Origin of the sequence: Actinomadura sp. HBU206391, assembly GCF_014323665.1 — a bacterium.
GTDB lineage: Bacteria > Actinomycetota > Actinomycetes > Streptosporangiales > Streptosporangiaceae > Actinomadura_C.
Genome location: NZ_JABVEB010000115.1, coordinates 1 through 19,324, shown reverse-complemented (window position 1 = coordinate 19,324; position 19,324 = coordinate 1). Strand labels below are relative to the sequence as shown.

The following is a 19,324-nucleotide window of genomic DNA, read 5'->3' as shown; positions in this document are numbered from 1 at the left end:
GCACGACGGCCGCGTCGACCTTCCCTTCCTTCAGCAACGCCTCCTGGTTGGGGAAGGGAGCGATCACGAAGTCCTTGTCCTCGTTGATCTGGAGGCCGTGGGGCTCGAGGGCGGCGCGGACGAGCAGGCTGATCTGGTTGCCCTTGGCGTTGGTGGCGATCTTCTTGCCGGCCAGGTCCTTGGGGCTCCGGATCGGGGAGTTCTTCGCAACGAGGATCGCGTTGAGGTTCTTCGTCATGGACGACGCCTCAGCGATGATCTTCGGCTTCAGTACGCCCTGGTCGGCGGCCTGGAGCCAGACCACGTGACCGCCCTGGGCGATATCGAGGCTGCCGCCCTTGAGCTTGGGCAGTGCGTCGGCGCCACCGGTCACGGTCGAGAGCTTGACGTTGAGGCCTTCTGCTTTGAAGTACCCCTTCGTGATGGCGATCTGGACCGCGGCGCCTTCCATGATGGGCATCACGGCGACGTTGAGGTCGGTCTTCTCCAGCCCGTTGGCGGACTTCTCGGAGTCACCACCACCGCAGGCAGCGGACAACGCGAGCGCGACGGTCAGGGCCCCTCCGAGCGACGCGCGGCGTAGACGAGCGAACTTCATGAACGCTCCTTCAAGAGGACGAAATGTGGGGAAGTGTGCCGCCAAGGGCGGCTGAACGTCGGCGACTCTAGCGCAGTGACCCTCCGTGACACCGCGCTTTGCGGGGATGTTTACGTACGTGAGACGCAAAGCGGTCATAGATGGACAAACCGGAAAAAAGGTGATAGTTACCCTAAGCGAGCAATAACCAATGTTCGGCTTGGTGTTTGGATTACTCTGTGCTCCAATGGCCGTCGCCCCAAAGGCGTCAGAGGCCGAGGGCGTTGAAAACGCGCTCCGGCACTTCCCGACGCCGGTCTATCCGTGAGAGGTGATGGAGGGAAGTGCGACCAGCAACGGAGCGGGACCACGCCCCAGGTTCAGAAGCTGAGTCCCTCCGGAACAGCAAGGACGCGCAGGCAGATCAGCGTTCCGGATCGAGCCGACTGAGGCTGCGGAACTGGCGCGTGCCGGTACGCCTCATCGCGCTCATCATGATTCCGGCCGTGGTGGCCGGAATACTCGCGGGACTGCGTGTGCGAGACGCCATGCGTGAGGCTCAAGTGTTCACGCGAATTGAACACTTGGCTACTCTCGGCGACGGCCTTGCCAATCTTGTGCAGGAGCTCGAGGACGAGCGGGACTCCACGGCTCAGAACCTGACGGCGTCACGACGCGAGCGTGAGAACACGCTCAGTAAGCAACACGCCGAAACCGACCGCGCCGTCGTCATCGTGCGCGGCCTGATCGGCAACATCGACAACTCCTATACGCCGCTATTGCGGGCCAAGGTGCGAGACCTGCGGTATCGCCTCGACTCGCTGGCCGGCCTTCGGAAACTCGCTGGTCAGCAGACCGCCTCGGCGAGCTCCGCCATTAACGTCTACTCCCAGCTCATCGGTGCGCTGCTGGACTTCGACGACCTGATCGCACAAGGAAGCCCCGACGCGGAAGTGGCCGAGAGCACCCGTGCCTTCGCCGCTCTCGCCCGGGCCAAGGACCTGGCCTCGCAAGAGCGCGCGATGGTCACCGTCGTGCTTCTCAACGGCCGGTTCGCGACGCCCGCCGAACGGGAACTGCTGCAGACGACCCGCTCTCAACAGGAGAGCCAGCTCACGGTGTTCCGCTCGACCGCCACCACCGAGCAGCGCCAGGCCTACGACGACACGGTCACCGGTCCCGAGATCGGGCAGGTCGAGCTACTGTTCCAGCAGGTCCTCATCGCATCCGACGCATCGCGGACGCTCGCGGTGAGCCCGCCGCTCAACGCGACGGACGCGCGGACGTGGAGCGTGGCGACGACCTCTCGCCTCCAGAACATGCGGAAGGTCGAGCAGCAGATCGGGTCCTCGCTGGTGAGCGACAGCCGCGGGCTCAAGGACGACGCGTGGCGCGCCGCCCTCTCGGACGCGGCCGTGCTGCTCGTCGGACTCCTGCTCGCCCTCTTCGCCACCGTCCTGGTCGCCCGGTCGCTGGTGCGGCCGCTGCGCCGCCTGCGTGACGGCGCGCTCGAAGTGGCCAGCAGCCGGCTGCCCGGGCTGGTCGAACGGCTGCGTGATCCGCAGGCCGCGGCATCGGGGATCGAGGTCGAACCGGTTCGGATCAATTCGACCGACGAGATCGGCGAGGTGGCCCGGGCCTTCGACGAGGTCCACCGTGAGGCGGTGCGGCTCGCGTCGAACGAGGCGATGCTGCGAGGCAACGTCAACGCGATGTTCGTCAACCTCTCCCGGCGCAGCCAGTCGCTCATCGAGCGGCAGCTCCGTCTGATCGACGACCTGGAGCAGGGCGAGCAGGACGACAAGCGGCTGGCCAGCCTGTTCCGGCTCGACCACCTCGCCACCCGCATGCGCCGCAACTGTGAGAACCTCCTCGTTCTCGGCGGCCAGGAGCAGGTAAGGCGCTGGAACCAGCCGGTGCCCCTGGTCGACATCGTGCGGGCCTCCCTCTCCGAGGTCGAGCAGTACGACCGGGTCGGAGTCCGGGTCCAGGGCGATGTGTCGGTCATCGGCCCGGTGGTCAACGACTTGATCCACCTCGTGGCCGAGCTCGTCGAGAACGCGACCGTCTTCTCGGCAGAGCACACCAAGGTAACGATTTCGGGACACATGCTCAGCGGCGGCGGCGCCATGCTGCAGATCACCGACAACGGTGTGGGCATGACGACCGAGGAGCTCGAGTCGGCGAACTGGCGGCTGGCCAATCCGCCCATCGTGGACGTTTCGGTGGCACGCCGCATGGGCCTGTTCGTCGTCGGCCGGCTGGCCGGCCGGCACGGCATCCGGGTCGAGCTCCGCGCCGCCCTGTCAGGTGGGATCACCGCGTTCGCGCTGCTGCCCCCCCGCGCGGTCGCCCCGGACGAGAACCAGCCCGTCCGCCGTCGCCAGCTCGACATGGTGCCGGAGACGCCCGCGATCAACTCCGCTCGTCCCCCGGCGGCCGCCCTGGCCTCGGGCGGGGCCGACCGCCACACGATCGGACGGCGCCGCTGGGACGACCAGCCTGCCGAGTTCGACGGCTTCCGGGACCCGTTCCAGCCACCGGTCCAGCCGGACTTCCAGGCTCCCGTCCACGCGGACTACCAGGCCGCTCCCGTTCACCCGGACTACAACCAGGCACCGGTTCACCAGGACTATCAGGCTCCGGTCCCGCCCGACGTGACCCGTACCGCACCGCAACCGGCCGTCGGCCGGCACCCCGGGGCGCAACCGGCCGTCGGCGGGCCAGGCCAGCAGTCGGGCTTCGGCGGGCCGGGTCAGCAGCCGGGGATCGGCCAGCACGGGCATCCGCGGGACATCGGCAGGCAGCCCGGTCCGCAGCAGGGCATCAGCCCCGACCGGGATCGCGCCCCGGCGCCGCCGGGCGAGGAGATGCCGTCCTGGGACGCGCCCGCCCCCGGTTTCTCCTGGGACGACGGGCCACCGCCGGCCGAGCTGCCGAAACGGCAGGAGCGCTCCCCCATCTTCGACGCCATGGAGTCGGAGTGGTTCCAGCGCCGCACGGCCCCGGTGGCGGGCAAGGCGCCGGCGGCGTGGAGTTCGCCGGCGGACGAAGGCTGGCAGGCCGCCGAGATCGTTCGGCAGCCCGCCTCCGGCGGGCGGACGTCGGCCGGCCTTCCCAAGCGGGTTCCCGGCAAGAACCGGGTCCCCGGGGCGGTTCACTCGACGCCCGCCGCGGCGGCTCCGGCCGCCGCTCCGGCGGCGGCTCCGCCGCAGACACCGCCTCAGTCGGCGGATACGATTCGAAACCGCTTTGCCAGCTTTCAACAGGGTGTGCACCGGGGCAGGGCGCAGGCCAACCCCGATGATTCGAGCAGGACAGGAGAAACGCCTTGAGGGATCCGAACCGGCAGGATTTGAGTTGGCTGGTGACGAACTTCGTAAGCAGGGTTCCGAAGGTTGCCCACGCGGTCGTCGTCTCCTCCGACGGTCTTCCGCTGGCGTTCTCCGACGGGTTCCCTGCAGAGCGGGCCGACCAGCTTTCGGCCATCGCCTCCGGCCTGACCAGTCTCACCCAGGGAGCAGCGCAGATCTTCGACGCGGGAGGTGTGAGTCAGACCGTCGTCGAGATGGAGCGTGGGTTGCTGTTCGTCATGGCGATCCGCAACGGCTCCGTCTTCGCGGTGCTCGCCGCGCCCGAGTGCGACCTGGGCCTGGTGGCCTACGAGATGACCCTGTTGGTGGAGCGGGTGGGTCGCGTGCTCACACCCGCGCTACGTACCGAATTGGGAGCGGGGCCGCCCCGCTGAGAGGCGGGACGACCGAGACCTTGACGGACGCTGACGAAAGGCACCGTGGTGGACCACGGCAGGCACTTCGGTGCTGGATTCGGTGGTATACCGGGCCGGCCCCAGGACCCGTCGCCGGGGGAGCCGTCCTCCGCCGAGACAGGCGATCCACGCTCGCTTGTACGCCCGTACGCCGTGACCGGTGGGCGCACGCGTCCCCGGTATGAGCTGGCGATCGAGGCGCTCGTCTCGGTCGCGCCGTATCCGCCGCGTGACATCACCACGCTCACACCCGAGTACAAGGCCATCATCGATCTCTGCCGCGCGTGGCGGTCGGTGGCCGAGATCTCTGCTTTGCTGCGGCTTCCGCTCGGAGTCGCCCGCATCCTCATCGCTGATATGGCGCACGAGGGGCTGCTCAGGCTGCACCAGTCGCGTGCCGCCGACGAACAGCCTGATCTGCGCTTGCTTGAAAGGGTTCTCAGTGGACTTCGCAAACTCTGATCCGATCGCCCGCGGGCCGAGCAATGCGATGACCTCAGTGAAGATCATCGTGGGTGGCGGCTTCGGCGTGGGCAAGACCACGTTCGTCGGTTCGGTATCGGAGATCATGCCGCTCACCACCGAGGCGGTCATGACCGCGGCCAGCGCGGGGATCGACGATCTCTCCGCCGTCCCGGACAAGACCACCACGACGGTCGCGATGGACTTCGGCCGGGCGACTCTCGACAGCGACTTGATCCTCTATCTGTTCGGCACACCCGGGCAGCACCGGTTCTGGTTCATGTGGGACGACCTGATCAAGGGTGCGATCGGCGCCGTGGTGCTGGTCGACACCCGGCGGCTGGCCGACTCCTTCGCCGCGGTGGACTACTTCGAAGAGTCCCAGGTGCCGTTCGTCGTGGGGGTCAACGGTTTCCACGGCGAGTTCCAGTACGGCACCGAGGACGTGCGCGAGGCGCTGTCGGTCAGCCCGCACGTGCCGATCGTGCAGTGCGACGCCCGTAACCGCGACTCCACCAAGTCGATCCTCATCACGCTGGTGCAGCACGCGATGTCGGTGCACACGCGGGGGACCCGCACCGGCTCGCCGCCCGGCGTGCCGTACACCACGCGCGGCTAGTCGCATCCGCGCGGCCGGCCGCGCCCGCCCTCCCATGACCGCCGGGCCACGCCGCTGCCCAGGGTGCCAGGCCTCCGGACAGGGGAAGGGCTGATCAGGTGAGCGCGCCGAGGCTGCCGGAACATCTCGAGCTCTTGCTGACCGACGAACCGGTGCTCGACGTCTACGCCCACGGTCCCTGGCGGGTGCCCGACGGTCTGTACGACGAGCTTCGGGAGCGCGCCAGGGCGTTCGGCGGTGACGAGCGGACATCGCGGTTCAGGCGTACGCTGACCAGCTTTTACCACGCCGAGACCACGGTGACCGGCGCGGAGCAGTGGTCGCTCCTCACCTTCCTGCTCGGCGCCTCGGCGATCCGCGCCGGCTCGCGGGGCGACGTCGACTACGAGCTGCTGTCCGGCTTCCTCGCCAAACCCGATCCCGCCGTGCGCGATCCGGCGGCGTGGTTCACCCAGGGCGGGCGTTACCGCCCGCCGGGGCTGTGGCTGGTCCAGTCGGCGGTCGCCGGGGCCCCGGAAGGCGACGCTCCGAAGCCCCGGACCACCGGATCCGAGGCCGCCGGCTCTGAGGCCGCCGGCTCTGAGGGCCCGGGGTCCGAGGCCGCCGCGACGGCCGAGGTCGCGGAGGACCGGCCCGGGACGGAGGATCGGGACAGGCGGGCGGTGATGTACGAGCTCGCTCGGGAGTGCCTCGACGTCTTCGCCGGGCTCGAGCCGCTCGAAGCGCGGCGCCAGGCCATGATCGGGCTGTTCGAACGCAGGGCCGCCGATCCGGAGCTGCGTGAGCAGGACCTCACAGCGCCGTACGGCGAGCTCGAACGGCTCTGGGCCGACGGCGTCACCGAGGACGAGCTCGCGGTGCTGCCGGAACTCGCCGGTCCCGTCGGCTATCTGCGGTGGGCCTGCTCGGGGTGGGTCGCCGCGCACGAACGGCTGCTCGAGTCCGCGCCGGGCGGCGACGGTCTCGACACCGCGTTCGCCAGGCTCCTGCTGCAGGCCGACCTCGCCTGCCCGCCGGCCGAGCTGGCCGTCGGGCTCGGCGCGGCACGTTACCAGGCCGTGCAGGAACGGCTGGGCGGGCTCAGGGAGACCCACTCGGTCGAGGCCTGGCAGAACGACGTGCGAGGCTGGCTGGCCAGGGGGCTGGTGGCCGGCGAGGCGGACGCGTGCCGGGCGTGGCTGGACATGGCGGTGCGCGTCACAGGCGCCGTGCAGGGCCTGCCCGACACGGTGACGAGCCCCAAGTGCCGGGTGCCCGTGCGCGCCTTCCAGACGGATCTGCGGCGTCTGTACACCTCCCGTACCGTCGCCAACCCGCTCGTCGCGAAGTTCGCGGCGACCGGCCGGTCGGCCGCGAGGCCGGCGGTCGGCGAGCCGGACACCGAGCCGGCCGATGACGACCCGGCGGGAGTGATCATCGGTCAGCCGGAGCTCGCGAAGGCCGTGCGCGAGGCCCTCTCCGCGAGATCGGCGGCGCAGCCGCACCCTGTGCGGCTGCTCGTCTCGGGACCGGAGGGCACCGGAAAGGGGACCGCGGTCGGCATTCTCGAGAGCGCCCTCACCGAGCGCGGCGCGATCCGCGAGACGCTGTGGATCTCCGACCAGGTCTTCCCCAACCTGCACGTCAGCGACGCCGTCCTCTGGCTGCAGGCGCGCGTGCGCGAGTGCGTCGACGGACGGCTGCTGCTGGTCGTCGACGACCTCGACAGGTTGCTCACCCACGACAGGTGCGGCGTCGCGGTGGTCGAGGAGCTGCGCCGGCTCATCGCCCGGTATCCCCGGCTCGACGTGGTGGCCCTGTGCCGTCCCGGCGGAGACGAGCGGCTCTTCGACGCCAACCCGGCACTGGTGCGCGGCCTGCGGGGCGTGCGCACGCGCGAGTTCGGTGAGGACGACTACGCCGAACTGTTCCGGCGGGCGGCCGGCCGGCGTGGCGCGGCGGTGGCCCGCGACGTCGCCAAGACCGCGGGCGTGCTGCTCACCCGTACGCCACCGCTGCTCAACCTGCGCAACGCACGGCTCGTCGAGCACCTCGCCGACCAGTGCGCGCAGACCGCGGCGGGCCGGGCGGAGCCGGTCGAGGTGACGGCGGCCGACCTGCCGCAGCGCCTCATCCCCGGCGGTCAGGCCGACACCGACCCGCTCGCCGAACTCGCCGCCTGCGCCGGCATCGCGCCGGTCAAGCGCGAGGTCGAGTTGCTCGTGGCCGAGGCCAAGGCGGCGCGGCTGCGCCGTGAGGCCGGCATGGCGGTGGCCGCGCGCCCTCGCCATCTGGTCTTCACCGGCAACCCCGGCACCGGTAAGACCAAGGTGGCCCGCATCCTGGGACGGATCTACGCCGAGCTGGGCGTGCTGTCCTCAGGTCACCTGGTCGAGGTGGACCGGGCCGATCTCGTGGGGGAGTACACCAGCGAGAGCGGCCCCAAGGTGCGCCGCGCGGTGGAGAGGGCGCTCGGCGGGGTGCTGTGCGTCGACGACGCGCACACGCTCGCCCCGGCCGATTCCCCGCGCAACCGTGAGGCGCTCGACGTGCTGATCGCCTCGGCGCAGGCCCATCCCGAAGACCTGGTCGTGGTGCTCTCCGGTCCGGACGCCGACATCAACGGGCTGCTGAAGGCCGACTCCGAGCTGGCCGCGTTCTTTCCCAAGGTGGTGCGCTTCCCCGACCTGGACGACGACGACCTCGTCGCCATCTTCGCGGTCAAGGCCGCCGACGCCGGATTCGCGCTGCACGACGGCGTCCTCGACCGGGTACGCGCCCTGGCGCACGCGGCGCCGCGCGACCGCGCCTTCGCCAACGCCAGGCTCATGACCAACCTGCTGGACCGGGCCGTGGCGATGCAGGCGCGACGGGTGCTGGCCGACGGCCTCATCGACGAGGACGAGTCGCTGGACGAGATCCTGGTGGCGGACATCCCGGGCACACTGACCGCGGCCGGCCACATCGAACTGCCCGGCGACCCGCTCGGCGAGATCGACCGGCTCATCGGGCTCGACGCGGTCAAACGCGAGGTGAGGCTGCTCGTCGCCGAGGCCAGAGCCGAGCAGCTCCGCCGCGACGCGGGCATCCCGATCGCCTCGCCCACGCGTCACATGGCCTTCACCGGCAACCCCGGCACGGCCAAGACGACCATCGCCAGGCTCATCGCCGCGGTCTACGCCAAGCTCGGCCTGCTGTCGTCCGGGCATCTGGTCGAGGTCTCCCGGGCCGACCTCGTCGCCGAGTACATCGGCCAGACCGCGCCGAAGGTCCGGGCCGCGGTCGAGCGCGCGCTCGGCGGAGTGCTCTTCATCGACGAGGCCTACGCGCTGACCTCCGGAGGGGCCTCGCGCGACTTCGGCCACGAGGCGGTCGCGGAGCTGCTCGGCCTCATGGAGGAGCGCCGCGGCGACCTGGTCGTCATCGTGGCGGGATACGAGGACGAGATGGAGCGCTTCCTCGACTCCAACCCGGGGCTGGCGTCGCGCATCCCGCAGGTGCTGCGGTTCCCCGACTACACCGACGACGAACTGGTCGCCATCTTCGAGGTGATGGCCGCCGAGGCGGGGTTCGCCCTGCACGACGGCGTGCTGGGCGTGGTGCGGCGCCTGCTGCGCCGCGCGCCACGCGGCACCTCGTTCGGCAACGCCCGGCTCATGCGCAATCTGCTCGACCGGGTCGTGGCCCTGCAGGCCCATCGGATCACGGGCGGTTCCGGCGACGGTACCGGAGCAGGTGACGAGGCCGACGGGACCGAGATCCGGCTGCTGCGCCCGGAGGACGTCTCCGCGATCGACCCTCCAGGGCAGGGCGACGACGTCCGGCTCGGGCAGTACCTCTGAACCGGCCCGTTGTCCGGCCGGCCGGACCGGCCCGCTGAGCGGGCTCTCTGCGGCGGCGTCGCCGAGCGAGGCCCCCGCGGGTCAGCTCGCATCGCCGTCGAACGCTCGGGCGACCGGCTCTTGGCCGTAGGCCGAGGCCTGAAGGCCGTAGAGCTCGGCGTAAAGACCGCCCAGGGCCATGAGCTGGTCGTGGTCGCCGTGCTCGATGACCCGGCCGTGGTCGAGTACGTAGATGCGGTCGGCGTGACGCACGCTGGCGAGCCGGTGCGTGATGAGCAGGACCGTACGACCGTCCGCGTGTGCCCGGATCCGCTCGAACAGGGCGTGCTCGGCACGGGCGTCGAGCGCGGCGGTGGGCTCGTCGCAGATGAGCAGGGGCGCGTCGCGGTAGAAGCCGCGCGCCACGGCGAGCCGCTGCCACTGCCCCCCGGACAGCTCCTCGCCGCCCTCGAAGCGCCGGTCGAGGAGGGTCTCATATCCTCGCGGCAGCTCGTCGACGACCTCGTCGGCGCCCGACGCCACGGCGGCCTTCAGCACGGCACTGTCACCGCCGCGCTCGAGGCCCATCGTGATGTTCTGCCGGGCCGTCATGGGCCAGTGCGTGTACTCCTGGGCGATGACCGCGATGCGCTCGCGCAGCGCCTCGGGTGCGACGCCGCGCAGTGAGACGTCGTCCCAGCGGACCTCACCGGCGTCGGGTTCGTAGAGACCGGCAAGGATCTTGGCCAGGGTGGTCTTGCCGGAACCGTTCTCGCCGACCAGGGCGACGATCTCGCCGCGCCGCACCTCGATGGACACCCCGTTCAGTGACGTGCTCTCCGCCTTGGGGTAGGTGAATCTGACGTCGTCGACGACGATCCGCTCGAAGTCGTCCGGTGGCTGCGCGGCCCCCTTGCCGGCGAGCGCCGGGATCCGCCGCTCGGCGTCGGCGCAGAAGCCGAGGTAGTCGCCGAAGTACAGGCCCTCCTCGTAGCATCGGTTGACCGCGTAGACCAGGTTGGCCAGGGAGCTCTGCCCGGTGCGGATGGCGAGCACGGCCGTACCGGCGACCGCGAGGGGGACGGCACCGGTCCACAGCATGACGCCCAGGGCGCCGTAGACCCCCGCGGTGGCGATCCCCTGCAGGACGTCACCGGCGACCCTGGCGACCGCCTGCCGCCTGGCCAGGTCGAGCTCGACGTCCCGCTGGTAGGTCGCGAGGACGTCGTACTCGCCGAGCAGGAACCCGCGCATCGTGAACGACCGCACCTCGGCGGCGTGCCGGCGGTCGGCCATGAGGTCCGACAGGATGTACTTGCGCCGGTGGCTGGACACCAGCGTCAGCATGGTGATGTAGCGCATGCGGGCGGCGCGCACCGACGCCCATCCCTCGGGCAGCGCGGTGAGCAGAAGCAGCGGCAGCAGCAGCGGATGCAGCACGCCCAGGGTGCCGGCCGCCGCGACCAGGCCGACCAGCCCGGTGAGCACGTCGACGGCGTTCCGCACCACGGTCGGCGCGGCGGCGAGGCCGCGCCCCTCGGCGCGCTTCAGGTCGTCGAGGAAGTTCGAGTCGTCCAGCGCGGCCAGCTCGACGGCGGTCGTCAGCTCGTACATCCGCGTCTCGACGATGCGGTCGATCTGCGGCTCGAGTCTCGCCTGCGCCCAGCCGGCCCCCGCCTGGAAGGCCGCACGCAGCGCGGTGGCGACTCCGACCAGCACAAGCGACGGCAGGGCCGCCCGTACCCGGTCGGGGGTGGGCCCGGCCGCGAAGAGCGCGGTCAGCACGCCGGTGGTGGCGAGCAGCCCGAACGCGGTGAAGACGCCCGCGGCCAGATTGAGTCCGATCGTCACCACCGTGTCGGGCCTGCTCGCCCGCCAGGCCAGCCGGACGGCCTGGGAGATGAGGGCGGGCAGCCGGCGCGCCACGACGCGCATGCGCGTCTCGGCGAGCTCGCCGGCGCGCGCGGTCCAGGTGGGCGCGGTTATCTCCGGGAGCTGCAGTACGACGGTCCGGGCGCGATCGCGCCTGCGGGTGGACCGTGCCAGACGACGAAGCCATGCCGGACCACGCAGGCGTACACCCATTCAGACCCCTTGGCTCGGCCACACCACTGAAAGCCACACCACCTCTTGAAAGACGAGTGTGCACCTTTCGGGGGACGTCTTCGGAGGGGAGATCACACAGTGTGGCGACAAGGAGAGATTTCACATCATGCAACGGAAGGACGCGCAGACCTCGCGGATTGTCTATGTTGGCGGGATGGACGACAGTTGGCCGGATCCCCGCACCGGGGTGAAGTCCCCGAACGCGTATCCCTACTTCGACGCGGAGCCGGACGACGGCTACGACGGGGACGTGCGGCGGCGTGGCCGTCGCCGGCGCTGGGGACGTGTGCTGCTCGCACTCCTGGTGGTGCTGGTCCTGCTCGCCATCGGCGGTTACTTCTACCTGGACTCGCGGCTCAAGCGCGAGAGCGCCCTGGACTACCCCGGCCGGCTCGCCGACACCCCGGGGACGAACTGGCTGGTGGTCGGCTCCGACAGCCGGGCCGGCCTGTCGCGGCAACAGCGCAAGGACTTCGCCACCGGCAAGGCCGCCGGCCGGCGCACCGACTCGATGATGCTGCTGCACACCGGCGCGGGCGGGACCACGCTGGTCAGCCTCCCGCGTGACTCCTACGTCCCGATCCCCGGCCACGGTTCCAACAAGCTCAACGCGGCGTTCGCGTTCGGCGGTCCCAAGCTGCTGGTCCGTACCGTCGAGCAGGCGACCGGCATCCGCATCGACCACTACGCCGAGATCGGCTTCGGCGGGTTCGTCGGCATGGTCGACGCGATCGGCGGCGTCGAGATGTGCATCAAGGAGCCGATGAGAGACCCCAAGGCCGGGCTCAACCTCAAGGCCGGGTGCCAGAATCTGACCGGCGGCCAGGCTCTCGGATACGTGCGGACCCGCGCGTCCGCCCGCGCCGACCTCGACCGGGTCGACCGGCAGCGGCAGTTCTTCGGCGCGCTCATCAAGAAGTCCTCCAGCCCGGGCGTGCTGCTCAACCCGTTCCGGAGCATCCCCCTCGCACTCAACGGCACCGGGAACTTCCTCGTCGACGACGGCGACCACCTGCTCGACCTCTCCCGCATGATGTGGTCGATGCGCGGTGTCAGCGGCGGCGACGGAGTGACCACCACGGTGCCGATCGGAGGCGCCGGATCGTCCCCCGCCGCGGGCGCGTACATCACCTGGGACCGCACGAAGGCGCTGCAGCTGTTCAACGCGCTCAAGAGCGACAAGGCCGTGCCGAAGAGCGTGATCACCAAGTGACCGCCGGACCCGTACCGTTAGGTCACTGTCCAGTGTGTGACTCTTTCTTTGCCGACCGAGGAGGCCGGATGTACTCGACACAGGGAATCACTGTGAGTGACTGGTCGAGTACGGAAGGCGCTGATGACAATGAAGAAGTGGGCGAAGTGGGGATCCATCGCCTTCATAGCGTGGTGGATCATCAGTCGGCCCGACAGCGCGGCGGGCGTCGTCCGCAGCGGGGCCGGCGGGCTCGGCAACGCGGCCGAGTCACTGTCGCAGTTCGTGAGTGCGATCCCCTGACGGTTGCGGATCGCCGGGCCCCGTGCCGACAAGGTGCGGGGCTCGTTTTCGTGGCCGCAATCACTCGCTGGACCAGACCGTCACATGAAACTCTCGTTACGGGCACATGCAGTTGGGCACAACTGAATAGGGTCAGTGTGTCACTGCGTCACAAAGAGGGACGGCGCCGATGCTGAGTTCGAAGAACATGAAGCTCGTGGCTATCGCTTTCGTGATCTTCTACCTGTTGAGTCAGCCGGCCAACGCCGCGAACGTGGTGAACAACGCGTTCTCGGCGCTCGGCGATGCGGGTGACTCGCTAGCCACGTTCGTGAACAGGCTTGGGTAGTGGTCACTTCGCCGTAGCGAACGTACGGAGGCGCGCAGGCCCGGTCCCCTAGGATCGGGCTCATGTCTGTCTTCGACGTTCGGATCGGAAGCCTGCAGGGCGGCTCCGCCGACCTGCCGCAGTACCGAGGTAGGGCCGTGCTGGTCGTCAACGTCGCCTCAAAGTGCGGCCTCACCCCCCAGTACGAGGGCCTGCAGCGGTTGCAGGAACGGTTCGCCGACCGGGGCTTCACCGTCCTCGGAGTTCCCTGTGACCAGTTCATGGGCCAGGAGCCGGGAACCCCCGACGAGATCGCCGAGTTCTGCTCCGCCACCTACGGCGTCACCTTCCCGCTGACGGAGAAGACCGACGTCAACGGGGAGGGGCGACACTCCCTCTATCATGCGTTGGTCGATACCCCGGACGGGGGCGGGCACACCGGGGACATCCGATGGAACTTCGAGAAGTTCTTCGTGGCTCCGGACGGCACGGTCACCGCACGGTTCGACCCACGTACCGACCCCGAGTCCGACGAGGTCGTGGCGGCCATCCACCAGGCGCTGCCCGTCCCGGGGTCGCGCGACTAGCCCTCGCGTTCCGAGGCCCCGCTGTGGCGTGAAACACACTCCGCGCATTTCGATTGCCCGTACTGGACGGGCGGTCTACTTTCCTCGGCAGGCGGAGGTGAGGCCGATGGCCGGCTGGAGAGCTACGGACATCCCGGACTTGCGCGGGCGTCGGGCGATCGTCACCGGCGCCAACAGCGGAATCGGCTACCACACCGCGCTGGAGCTGGCCCGGCACGGCGCCGAGGTGGTCCTGGCCTGCCGCAGCGCCGAACGTGGCGGCCAGGCGCTCGAACGCGTCCTGGGCGAGATCCCCGGCGCGGAGGTGTCGCTCGGCTCGCTCGACCTGTCGGACCTCGGATCCGTGCGCGACTTCGCCGGCGAGCACGCCGGTGACGGGCTCGACATCCTGGTGAACAACGCCGGTGTCATGGCGCTGCCACGGCAGACCACCGCCGACGGCTTCGAGATGCAGTTCGGCACCAACCACCTCGGGCACTTCGCGCTCACCGGGCTGCTGATGCCGGCTCTTCTCGCCCGCTCCGGCGCCAGGGTCGTCACCCTCACGAGCATGCTGGCCTGGAGCGGCCGGATCCGGTTCGACGACCTCCAGCGCGAGCGCGGTTACCAGCGGTGGGCCGCGTACAGCCAGGCCAAGCTGGCGAACCTGGTCTTCGCCAAGGAGCTCGACCGGCGGGTCACCGCGATCACCAGCGTGGCGGCGCACCCCGGCTACGCGTCCACCAACCTGCAGCAGCGGTCGGCGCGTATGGAGGGGAGCAGGTTGCGCGAGGGTTTCTTCGGGCTCGGCAATCTGCTGTTCAGCCAGTCGGCCGCCAAAGGCGCGCTGCCGACCCTCTACGGCGCGACCGCGCCCGACGTGCACGGGGGCGAGTGCTACGGCCCGCGCGGCCTCGGACAGCAGGCCGGCCTGCCCAAGCGGGTCCGTACGGTCGGCAGAGCCGCCGATCCGGAGCTCGGCGCCCGGCTGTGGGAGGTCTCGGAGAAGCTCACCGGCGTCACCTACGAGGTCGCCACCGACTGAGCCTCGGCCCATCCCGTAGGGCGTTCCGGCGAACCTCCTCAGAGTGAGTAGGGTCGGCTTATGTCCGACATCGAGAATCTCGACGCCCTCCCCGCCGGTGAGCTGCACGACCGGGCGGTCAAGCTCGCCGTGAGCCGGGGGGACGTCAAGTTCCTGTGGCGGTTGCTGCGCGACATCCCGGCCGCCGAGGCAGCCGCGGGCGACCCGCGCCGGGGACAGACCGACATCCTCCACGTCACCGCCCTGATCACCGACTTCTTCGGGTCGGGCGAAGGCGAGGTCGCCGAGGCGCTCCGGCCCGTCTACCTCGACTACCTCACGAGCACCGACGACTAGGGTCGTTCGCGCTCCCCGCCGCCACGGCGGCGCGGCGTCGCCGGGCCGCCGGCCGCACCTGGAACCGGGTCGGCGGCCATGCCGCCCCGCTCCGCAATGAACCGCGCGTTCGGCGGCCGACAACGCAACAAAGCTCCGCCCAGCCGCAAGGTCGGCGCATTGGGCGGAGCCCGGTCCGCTCCTAGGATTCAGAGCGAGGCCGATCGGCGGTGCGCACTCCCGCCGGTCCGGGCCGGACTCCCTCTTCACTACGTTTTCCCAGGAGCGTGCATGACCGTATCGCCGGCAATGGAGCCGACGGACTCCCTGGTCCCGGGCCGGCCGACCGCATCGGCACTGGAACCGCCGGTCGCGTCGGTGCTCGAACCGACGGCCGCGTCGGCGTCCGTCGAGCGGGTGGCCACCCGGCGGCACTACCTGATGTGCCGTCCCGAGCACTTCGCCGTCACCTATGCGATCAACCCGTGGATGCGGCCGGCACTGGGCGTGGACCGGGATCGGGCGATCGCGCAGTGGGAGGCGCTCCGTGCCGCTTACCTGTCCCTCGGCCACCAGGTCAGCCTGATCGACCCGGTCGAGGGCCTGCCGGACATGGTCTTCGCGGCCAACGGCGCGCTCGTGGTCGACGGCCGGGTGTACGGCTCGCGGTTCACCCATGCCCAGCGTCGCCTCGAGGGTCCGGCATACGCGGCGTGGTTCCGCCGCAACGGCTTCACCGAGGTACGCGAACCCGGCCACACCAGCGAGGGGGAGGGGGACTTCCTCACGCTCGACGACGTCATCCTGGCCGGCACTGGATTCCGTACGGAGGTCGTCGCCCACCGGGAGGCCGAGGAGTTCCTCGGCCGCCGGGTGCTGTCATTGCACCTCGTCGACCCGCGTTTCTACCATCTGGACACGGCGCTGTTCCCGCTGAACGGTGACAACGTGGCGTACTACCCCGGCGCGTTCGCACCGGACAGCCTGCGCGAGCTGGAGCGGACGTTCCCCGACGCGATCGTCGCCGATGAGGCCGACGCCGCGGTGCTCGGCCTCAACGCGGTCTCCGACGGCCGTAACGTCGTCGTGAACATGGAGGCCACGGGTCTGATCAGGGACCTGGAGCTGCGCGGCTACGCTCCGGTGCCGGTGGACCTGTCCGAACTGCGCAAGGCCGGCGGCGGCCCCAAGTGCTGCACTCTGGAGATCCGCGTCTGATCAGGTGAAACCACCCCATGGAGTCGGTCGTTCGCATACGGTCATCGAGACCTCGAAGTGAACGGCCGACCGCGGTGCGTAGTGGGCAACCTGTTGCTCACGTGCCACACTGAGAATGGATGGAGGTGGTGGAGGCGTGGCGATGGCAATGCCTGCCGAACCGATGTCTGATCACGATGGCTTCACCGTCGAGGACTGGCTCGCGCTGCCCGAGAGGGGACAGCGCGTCGAGTTGATCGACGGGAGTTTCGTAGTGAGTCCCCAGGCCGCGACGAACCACCAGCTGTGCACCGGACGGCTGAGAACGCTGCTCGCCGTATCGGCTCCCGAGGACCTGGAAGTGGTCGAGGCCGCCAACCTGATCTGTGCCGACGAAGGGGCGATCCCCGACCTGGTGGTAGCCGACGCGGACGTCATGGTGGCCGCGACCGTCGCCCTCGAGCCGCACCACGTGCGTCTCGTGGCCGAGGTGGTGAGCCCTGGCAACAAGAACCGCAAGCGTGACTACCAGGACAAGCCGCGCATGTACGCGGCGGCGGGCATCCCGGTCTTCCTGCGGGTGGAACTGACCGGTCCGGGAGCACCTCGCGTCCAGGTCTTCGAGCTGCGGGACGGTGACTACGCGCTTGCCACTGAGGCCGCCGCAGGGCAAGCGCTGCAGCTGACCGAGCCGTTCAAGGTCTCTTTCGACCCCGCCGAACTGGCCGGGCTGCGCAGGCGCGAAGCCTGACCACTTCCGGCCACGGCCGGCCCGATCGCGTACCGCCACCTGGCGTGACGCGCCAGACATCCTCAGCGCGTGACCGCCAGGGGTTCTCAGAGCGTGACGGGCCCGCGATCCGGATCCCAGTCGAGGGTGGCCGGCAGCGCTCCCTCCAGCGTGAGCAGCCAGCGTTTTATCTCGACCCCCGAACCACCGCTGTACCCGCCCAGGCCGTTCCCCGCGAGCACCCGGTGGCACGGAACCACCAGCGGGATCGGGTTCGAGCCCATGATCTGGCCGATGACCCGCGCCGGGACGCCGGTGCCGCTGCGCTCGCCCAGCCCGCCGTACGTCACCACCTCGCCGTACGGCACGGACTCGTGCAGCGTCGCCAGCACCTGGCGTTGCAGCCGCGAGGTCAGCCGCCAGTCGATCGGAACGGTGAATTCGCGCAGCCGCCCGGCGAAATAGGCGGCGACCTGTTCGAGCGCCGGTGCGGTACGTGCCGGATCGTCCTCCACGGGCAACCCGATCAGCTCGGTGAGCCGGGCCCGCTCCGCGGCGGAGTCGTCGAAGCCCACCGCGGCGAGGCCGATCCCGGTGACGGCGACCAGCATCCGGCCGACCGGTGTGTCGACTCCGCCGAAGGCGACGTCATCGCTCATCGTTCACCGGGCCCGGAAAGTGGATTGGCGGGGCGATCGTTCATATCGAGACCATGCTAGAGCCGGTCCCGGCCGTCACGGCCCACAGCGGCTCGCGGGTGCGTCTGGGGAGCCGCGCAGCCATCGGTCGGTGCGGGCGACGTCGGCCAGGGCGATCAGCCCGGCCGCGGCCGGCGGTCTCGGTGAGCAGCCCGCTGAGGAAGCGCGGGTGTTCCGCGGGCCCGGTGCCGGTCGTGCCGCCCGAGGTGGCCAGGCTCGAGCTCAGGCCCCCTGACCCTGCCGGCACATCACCAGCATCGCCGTGGCCGGCACGACCAGCCCGATCGCGGCGACCGCGAGCACACCGTAGGAGAACGCCGCCACGACGGCGCCTCCGGTGATGCCGCCGGCCGCCGCCGCGCCGTTCATCAGCAGGTCGGACAGGCCCTGCACGGACGCCCGCCGCTCCGCCGGTACCGACTCGCTCAGCAGGGCCGACCCGGCCACGAGCCCGCACGACCAGCCCACGCCGAGCAACACCAGTGCGCTGGCGAGCCGGGCGACGTCGTGCGGCCCGGACGTCGCCGCGAGGGCCGCGGCGGTGCCCAGCTGCGCCATGCCGAGCAGCAGCACCGGGATCCGACCGAAGCGGTCCGCCGCCCAGCCGACGAGGGGCGAGAGGGCGTACATCCCGGCGATGTGCAGGCTGATCACGACGCCGACCACGGTGAGGGCCGCGTGACCGTGGCTCAGATGCACAGGGGTCATCGACATCACCGAGACCATGACCGTGTGGCTGACCACGATCGCGGTGATCGCGGTGCGGGCGACGGGGAACCGGCGCAGCGTTCGCCAGGCACCGCCGGGCGACGACCTCCTCACCGGTCCGGTGCCGGGCCGGAGCGGATCCGGCCGCAGCACCGCGAAGATCACGATGGCGGCCGTACCGAAGGTCATCGCGGCCAGGAGATAGGGCCCGGCCTCCGGGGGCAGGCTTAGGCGTCGGCCCAGCAGGTCGGCGGGCCGGGCGAGGTTCGGCCCGGCGATCGCGCCGACCGTGGTGGCCCAGACGACGACCGAAAGATCGCGGGCAGACCGGCCCGGCGGGGCCAGGTCGGTCGCGGCGTAGCGGGCGGCGAGTCCGGCGGCCCCGCCGCCACCGAACAGCAGCAGCCCGAAGAGCAGCAGCGGCCACCACGCGAGTGCGGTCGCGAGCACCACGACGAGCGCGCCCGCCGCGCCGCAGCCATAGGCCGACGCCAGGGCGGGACGGCGTCCTCTGCGCGCGGCGGTCCTGGCGATCGGCACGGCGAGCAGGGCGGCGCCCAGCACCGAGCTGGTCTGCGCGAGACCGCCGATCGCGTCCGATCCCGACATCGAGGCGGCCAGCAGGGTCGTGACGGCGATGCTCATCCCGACCCCCAGGCCACCGAGCACCTGGGTGCAGGCCAGGATGGTCAGCACCCGCCGCTGCGCCGACAGCCGCCCGGAACCGATGGGGACCATGCCTTCGCCGGTGACGGTCATGCGCTCCTGTGCCTGGACGAGCCGATGTTCCATGATCTGCCAGGCTCATCGTAGGCGGACAGGTTGCCGGATCAGGTCCACCGTGCCGACGGCGCGGGCCGGACGCGTCCCCTGGTCTCTGTGGCCTTTTCCGATTCCGTACCCCTGTTCTTCGCGACAGGCGGGACGATC

Annotated in this window: 17 protein-coding genes; 13 read left to right on the top strand and 4 right to left on the bottom strand. The window is 70.4% G+C overall.

Translation table 11 applies throughout. From position 1 onward, the window contains the following. Positions 1 to 598, bottom strand: a 598-nt coding sequence (locus tag HKK72_RS25595) for an ABC transporter substrate-binding protein (RefSeq protein WP_187236976.1), incomplete at its 3' end; no start/stop codon positions are given. 563 nt (positions 599 to 1,161) lie between these two features. Here HKK72_RS25595 and HKK72_RS25590 point away from each other — a divergent pair. The 5 genes from HKK72_RS25590 to HKK72_RS42350 all read left to right on the top strand — a co-directional run bounded on the left by HKK72_RS25590 (position 1,162) and on the right by HKK72_RS42350 (position 9,248). After that, entirely contained in the window at positions 1,162 to 3,912 is a 2,751-nt protein-coding gene (locus HKK72_RS25590; protein ID WP_187236975.1) for a nitrate- and nitrite sensing domain-containing protein, read from the top strand. A 32-nt stretch (positions 3,913 to 3,944) separates the two neighbouring features. Then, positions 3,945 to 4,325: a roadblock/LC7 domain-containing protein gene (locus tag HKK72_RS25585; protein WP_376771579.1), complete on the top strand. Its 381-nt coding sequence runs from the start codon at positions 3,945 to 3,947 to the stop codon at positions 4,323 to 4,325. A 48-nt stretch (positions 4,326 to 4,373) separates the two neighbouring features. Next, positions 4,374 to 4,808, top strand: coding sequence for a DUF742 domain-containing protein (locus HKK72_RS25580; RefSeq protein WP_187236973.1), 435 nt, complete (start codon positions 4,374 to 4,376; stop codon positions 4,806 to 4,808). A gap of 28 nt (positions 4,809 to 4,836) precedes the next feature. Continuing rightward, positions 4,837 to 5,427, top strand: a complete 591-nt coding sequence (locus HKK72_RS25575; protein WP_187236972.1) for a GTP-binding protein — start codon at positions 4,837 to 4,839, stop codon at positions 5,425 to 5,427. A 98-nt stretch (positions 5,428 to 5,525) separates the two neighbouring features. Continuing rightward, positions 5,526 to 9,248 (top strand): AAA family ATPase, encoded by a 3,723-nt coding sequence (locus tag HKK72_RS42350; RefSeq protein WP_187236971.1) that lies wholly within the window; start codon positions 5,526 to 5,528, stop codon positions 9,246 to 9,248. 81 nt (positions 9,249 to 9,329) lie between these two features. Here the strand turns inward: HKK72_RS42350 and HKK72_RS25565 are convergent, their stop codons facing one another. Further along, positions 9,330 to 11,312 carry an ABC transporter ATP-binding protein gene (locus HKK72_RS25565; RefSeq protein WP_187236970.1) on the bottom strand — a complete coding sequence of 661 codons (1,983 nt, stop codon included), beginning with the start codon at positions 11,310 to 11,312 and terminating at the stop codon, positions 9,330 to 9,332. A gap of 175 nt (positions 11,313 to 11,487) precedes the next feature. On the opposite strand from HKK72_RS25565, the gene HKK72_RS25560 reads away from it, so the two are divergent. The 8 genes from HKK72_RS25560 (at position 11,488) to HKK72_RS25525 (ending at position 17,009) form a co-directional block, all read left to right on the top strand. Beyond that, on the top strand, positions 11,488 to 12,546 hold the full coding sequence (locus HKK72_RS25560) for an LCP family protein (RefSeq protein WP_187236969.1): 1,059 nt from the start codon (positions 11,488 to 11,490) through the stop codon (positions 12,544 to 12,546). 123 nt (positions 12,547 to 12,669) lie between these two features. Further along, positions 12,670 to 12,828: a hypothetical protein gene (locus HKK72_RS25555; protein ID WP_187236968.1), complete on the top strand. Its 159-nt coding sequence runs from the start codon at positions 12,670 to 12,672 to the stop codon at positions 12,826 to 12,828. A 169-nt stretch (positions 12,829 to 12,997) separates the two neighbouring features. Further along, the gene (locus HKK72_RS25550; RefSeq protein WP_187236967.1) at positions 12,998 to 13,156 is read left to right on the top strand and encodes a hypothetical protein; all 159 of its coding nucleotides are present in this window, start codon (positions 12,998 to 13,000) and stop codon (positions 13,154 to 13,156) included. 62 nt (positions 13,157 to 13,218) lie between these two features. Beyond that, positions 13,219 to 13,722 carry a glutathione peroxidase gene (locus HKK72_RS25545; protein WP_187236966.1) on the top strand — a complete coding sequence of 168 codons (504 nt, stop codon included), beginning with the start codon at positions 13,219 to 13,221 and terminating at the stop codon, positions 13,720 to 13,722. 106 nt (positions 13,723 to 13,828) lie between these two features. Then, positions 13,829 to 14,746: an oxidoreductase gene (locus tag HKK72_RS25540; RefSeq protein ID WP_187236965.1), complete on the top strand. Its 918-nt coding sequence runs from the start codon at positions 13,829 to 13,831 to the stop codon at positions 14,744 to 14,746. Between the two features lie 60 nt (positions 14,747 to 14,806). Further along, positions 14,807 to 15,082, top strand: coding sequence for a hypothetical protein (locus tag HKK72_RS25535; protein ID WP_187236964.1), 276 nt, complete (start codon positions 14,807 to 14,809; stop codon positions 15,080 to 15,082). A 270-nt stretch (positions 15,083 to 15,352) separates the two neighbouring features. Further along, entirely contained in the window at positions 15,353 to 16,279 is a 927-nt protein-coding gene (gene ddaH, locus HKK72_RS25530; protein WP_410050340.1) for a dimethylargininase, read from the top strand. Between the two features lie 163 nt (positions 16,280 to 16,442). Further along, positions 16,443 to 17,009, top strand: coding sequence for a Uma2 family endonuclease (locus HKK72_RS25525; protein WP_187236963.1), 567 nt, complete (start codon positions 16,443 to 16,445; stop codon positions 17,007 to 17,009). Positions 17,010 to 17,095: 86 nt separating this feature from the next. Here the strand turns inward: HKK72_RS25525 and HKK72_RS25520 are convergent, their stop codons facing one another. Both HKK72_RS25520 and HKK72_RS25515 read right to left on the bottom strand, forming a co-directional pair. Further along, positions 17,096 to 17,647 carry a methylated-DNA--[protein]-cysteine S-methyltransferase gene (locus tag HKK72_RS25520; RefSeq protein ID WP_187236962.1) on the bottom strand — a complete coding sequence of 184 codons (552 nt, stop codon included), beginning with the start codon at positions 17,645 to 17,647 and terminating at the stop codon, positions 17,096 to 17,098. A 261-nt stretch (positions 17,648 to 17,908) separates the two neighbouring features. Then, positions 17,909 to 19,186 (bottom strand): MFS transporter, encoded by a 1,278-nt coding sequence (locus HKK72_RS25515; RefSeq protein WP_261987185.1) that lies wholly within the window; start codon positions 19,184 to 19,186, stop codon positions 17,909 to 17,911. Positions 19,187 to 19,324 lie beyond the last annotated feature (138 nt).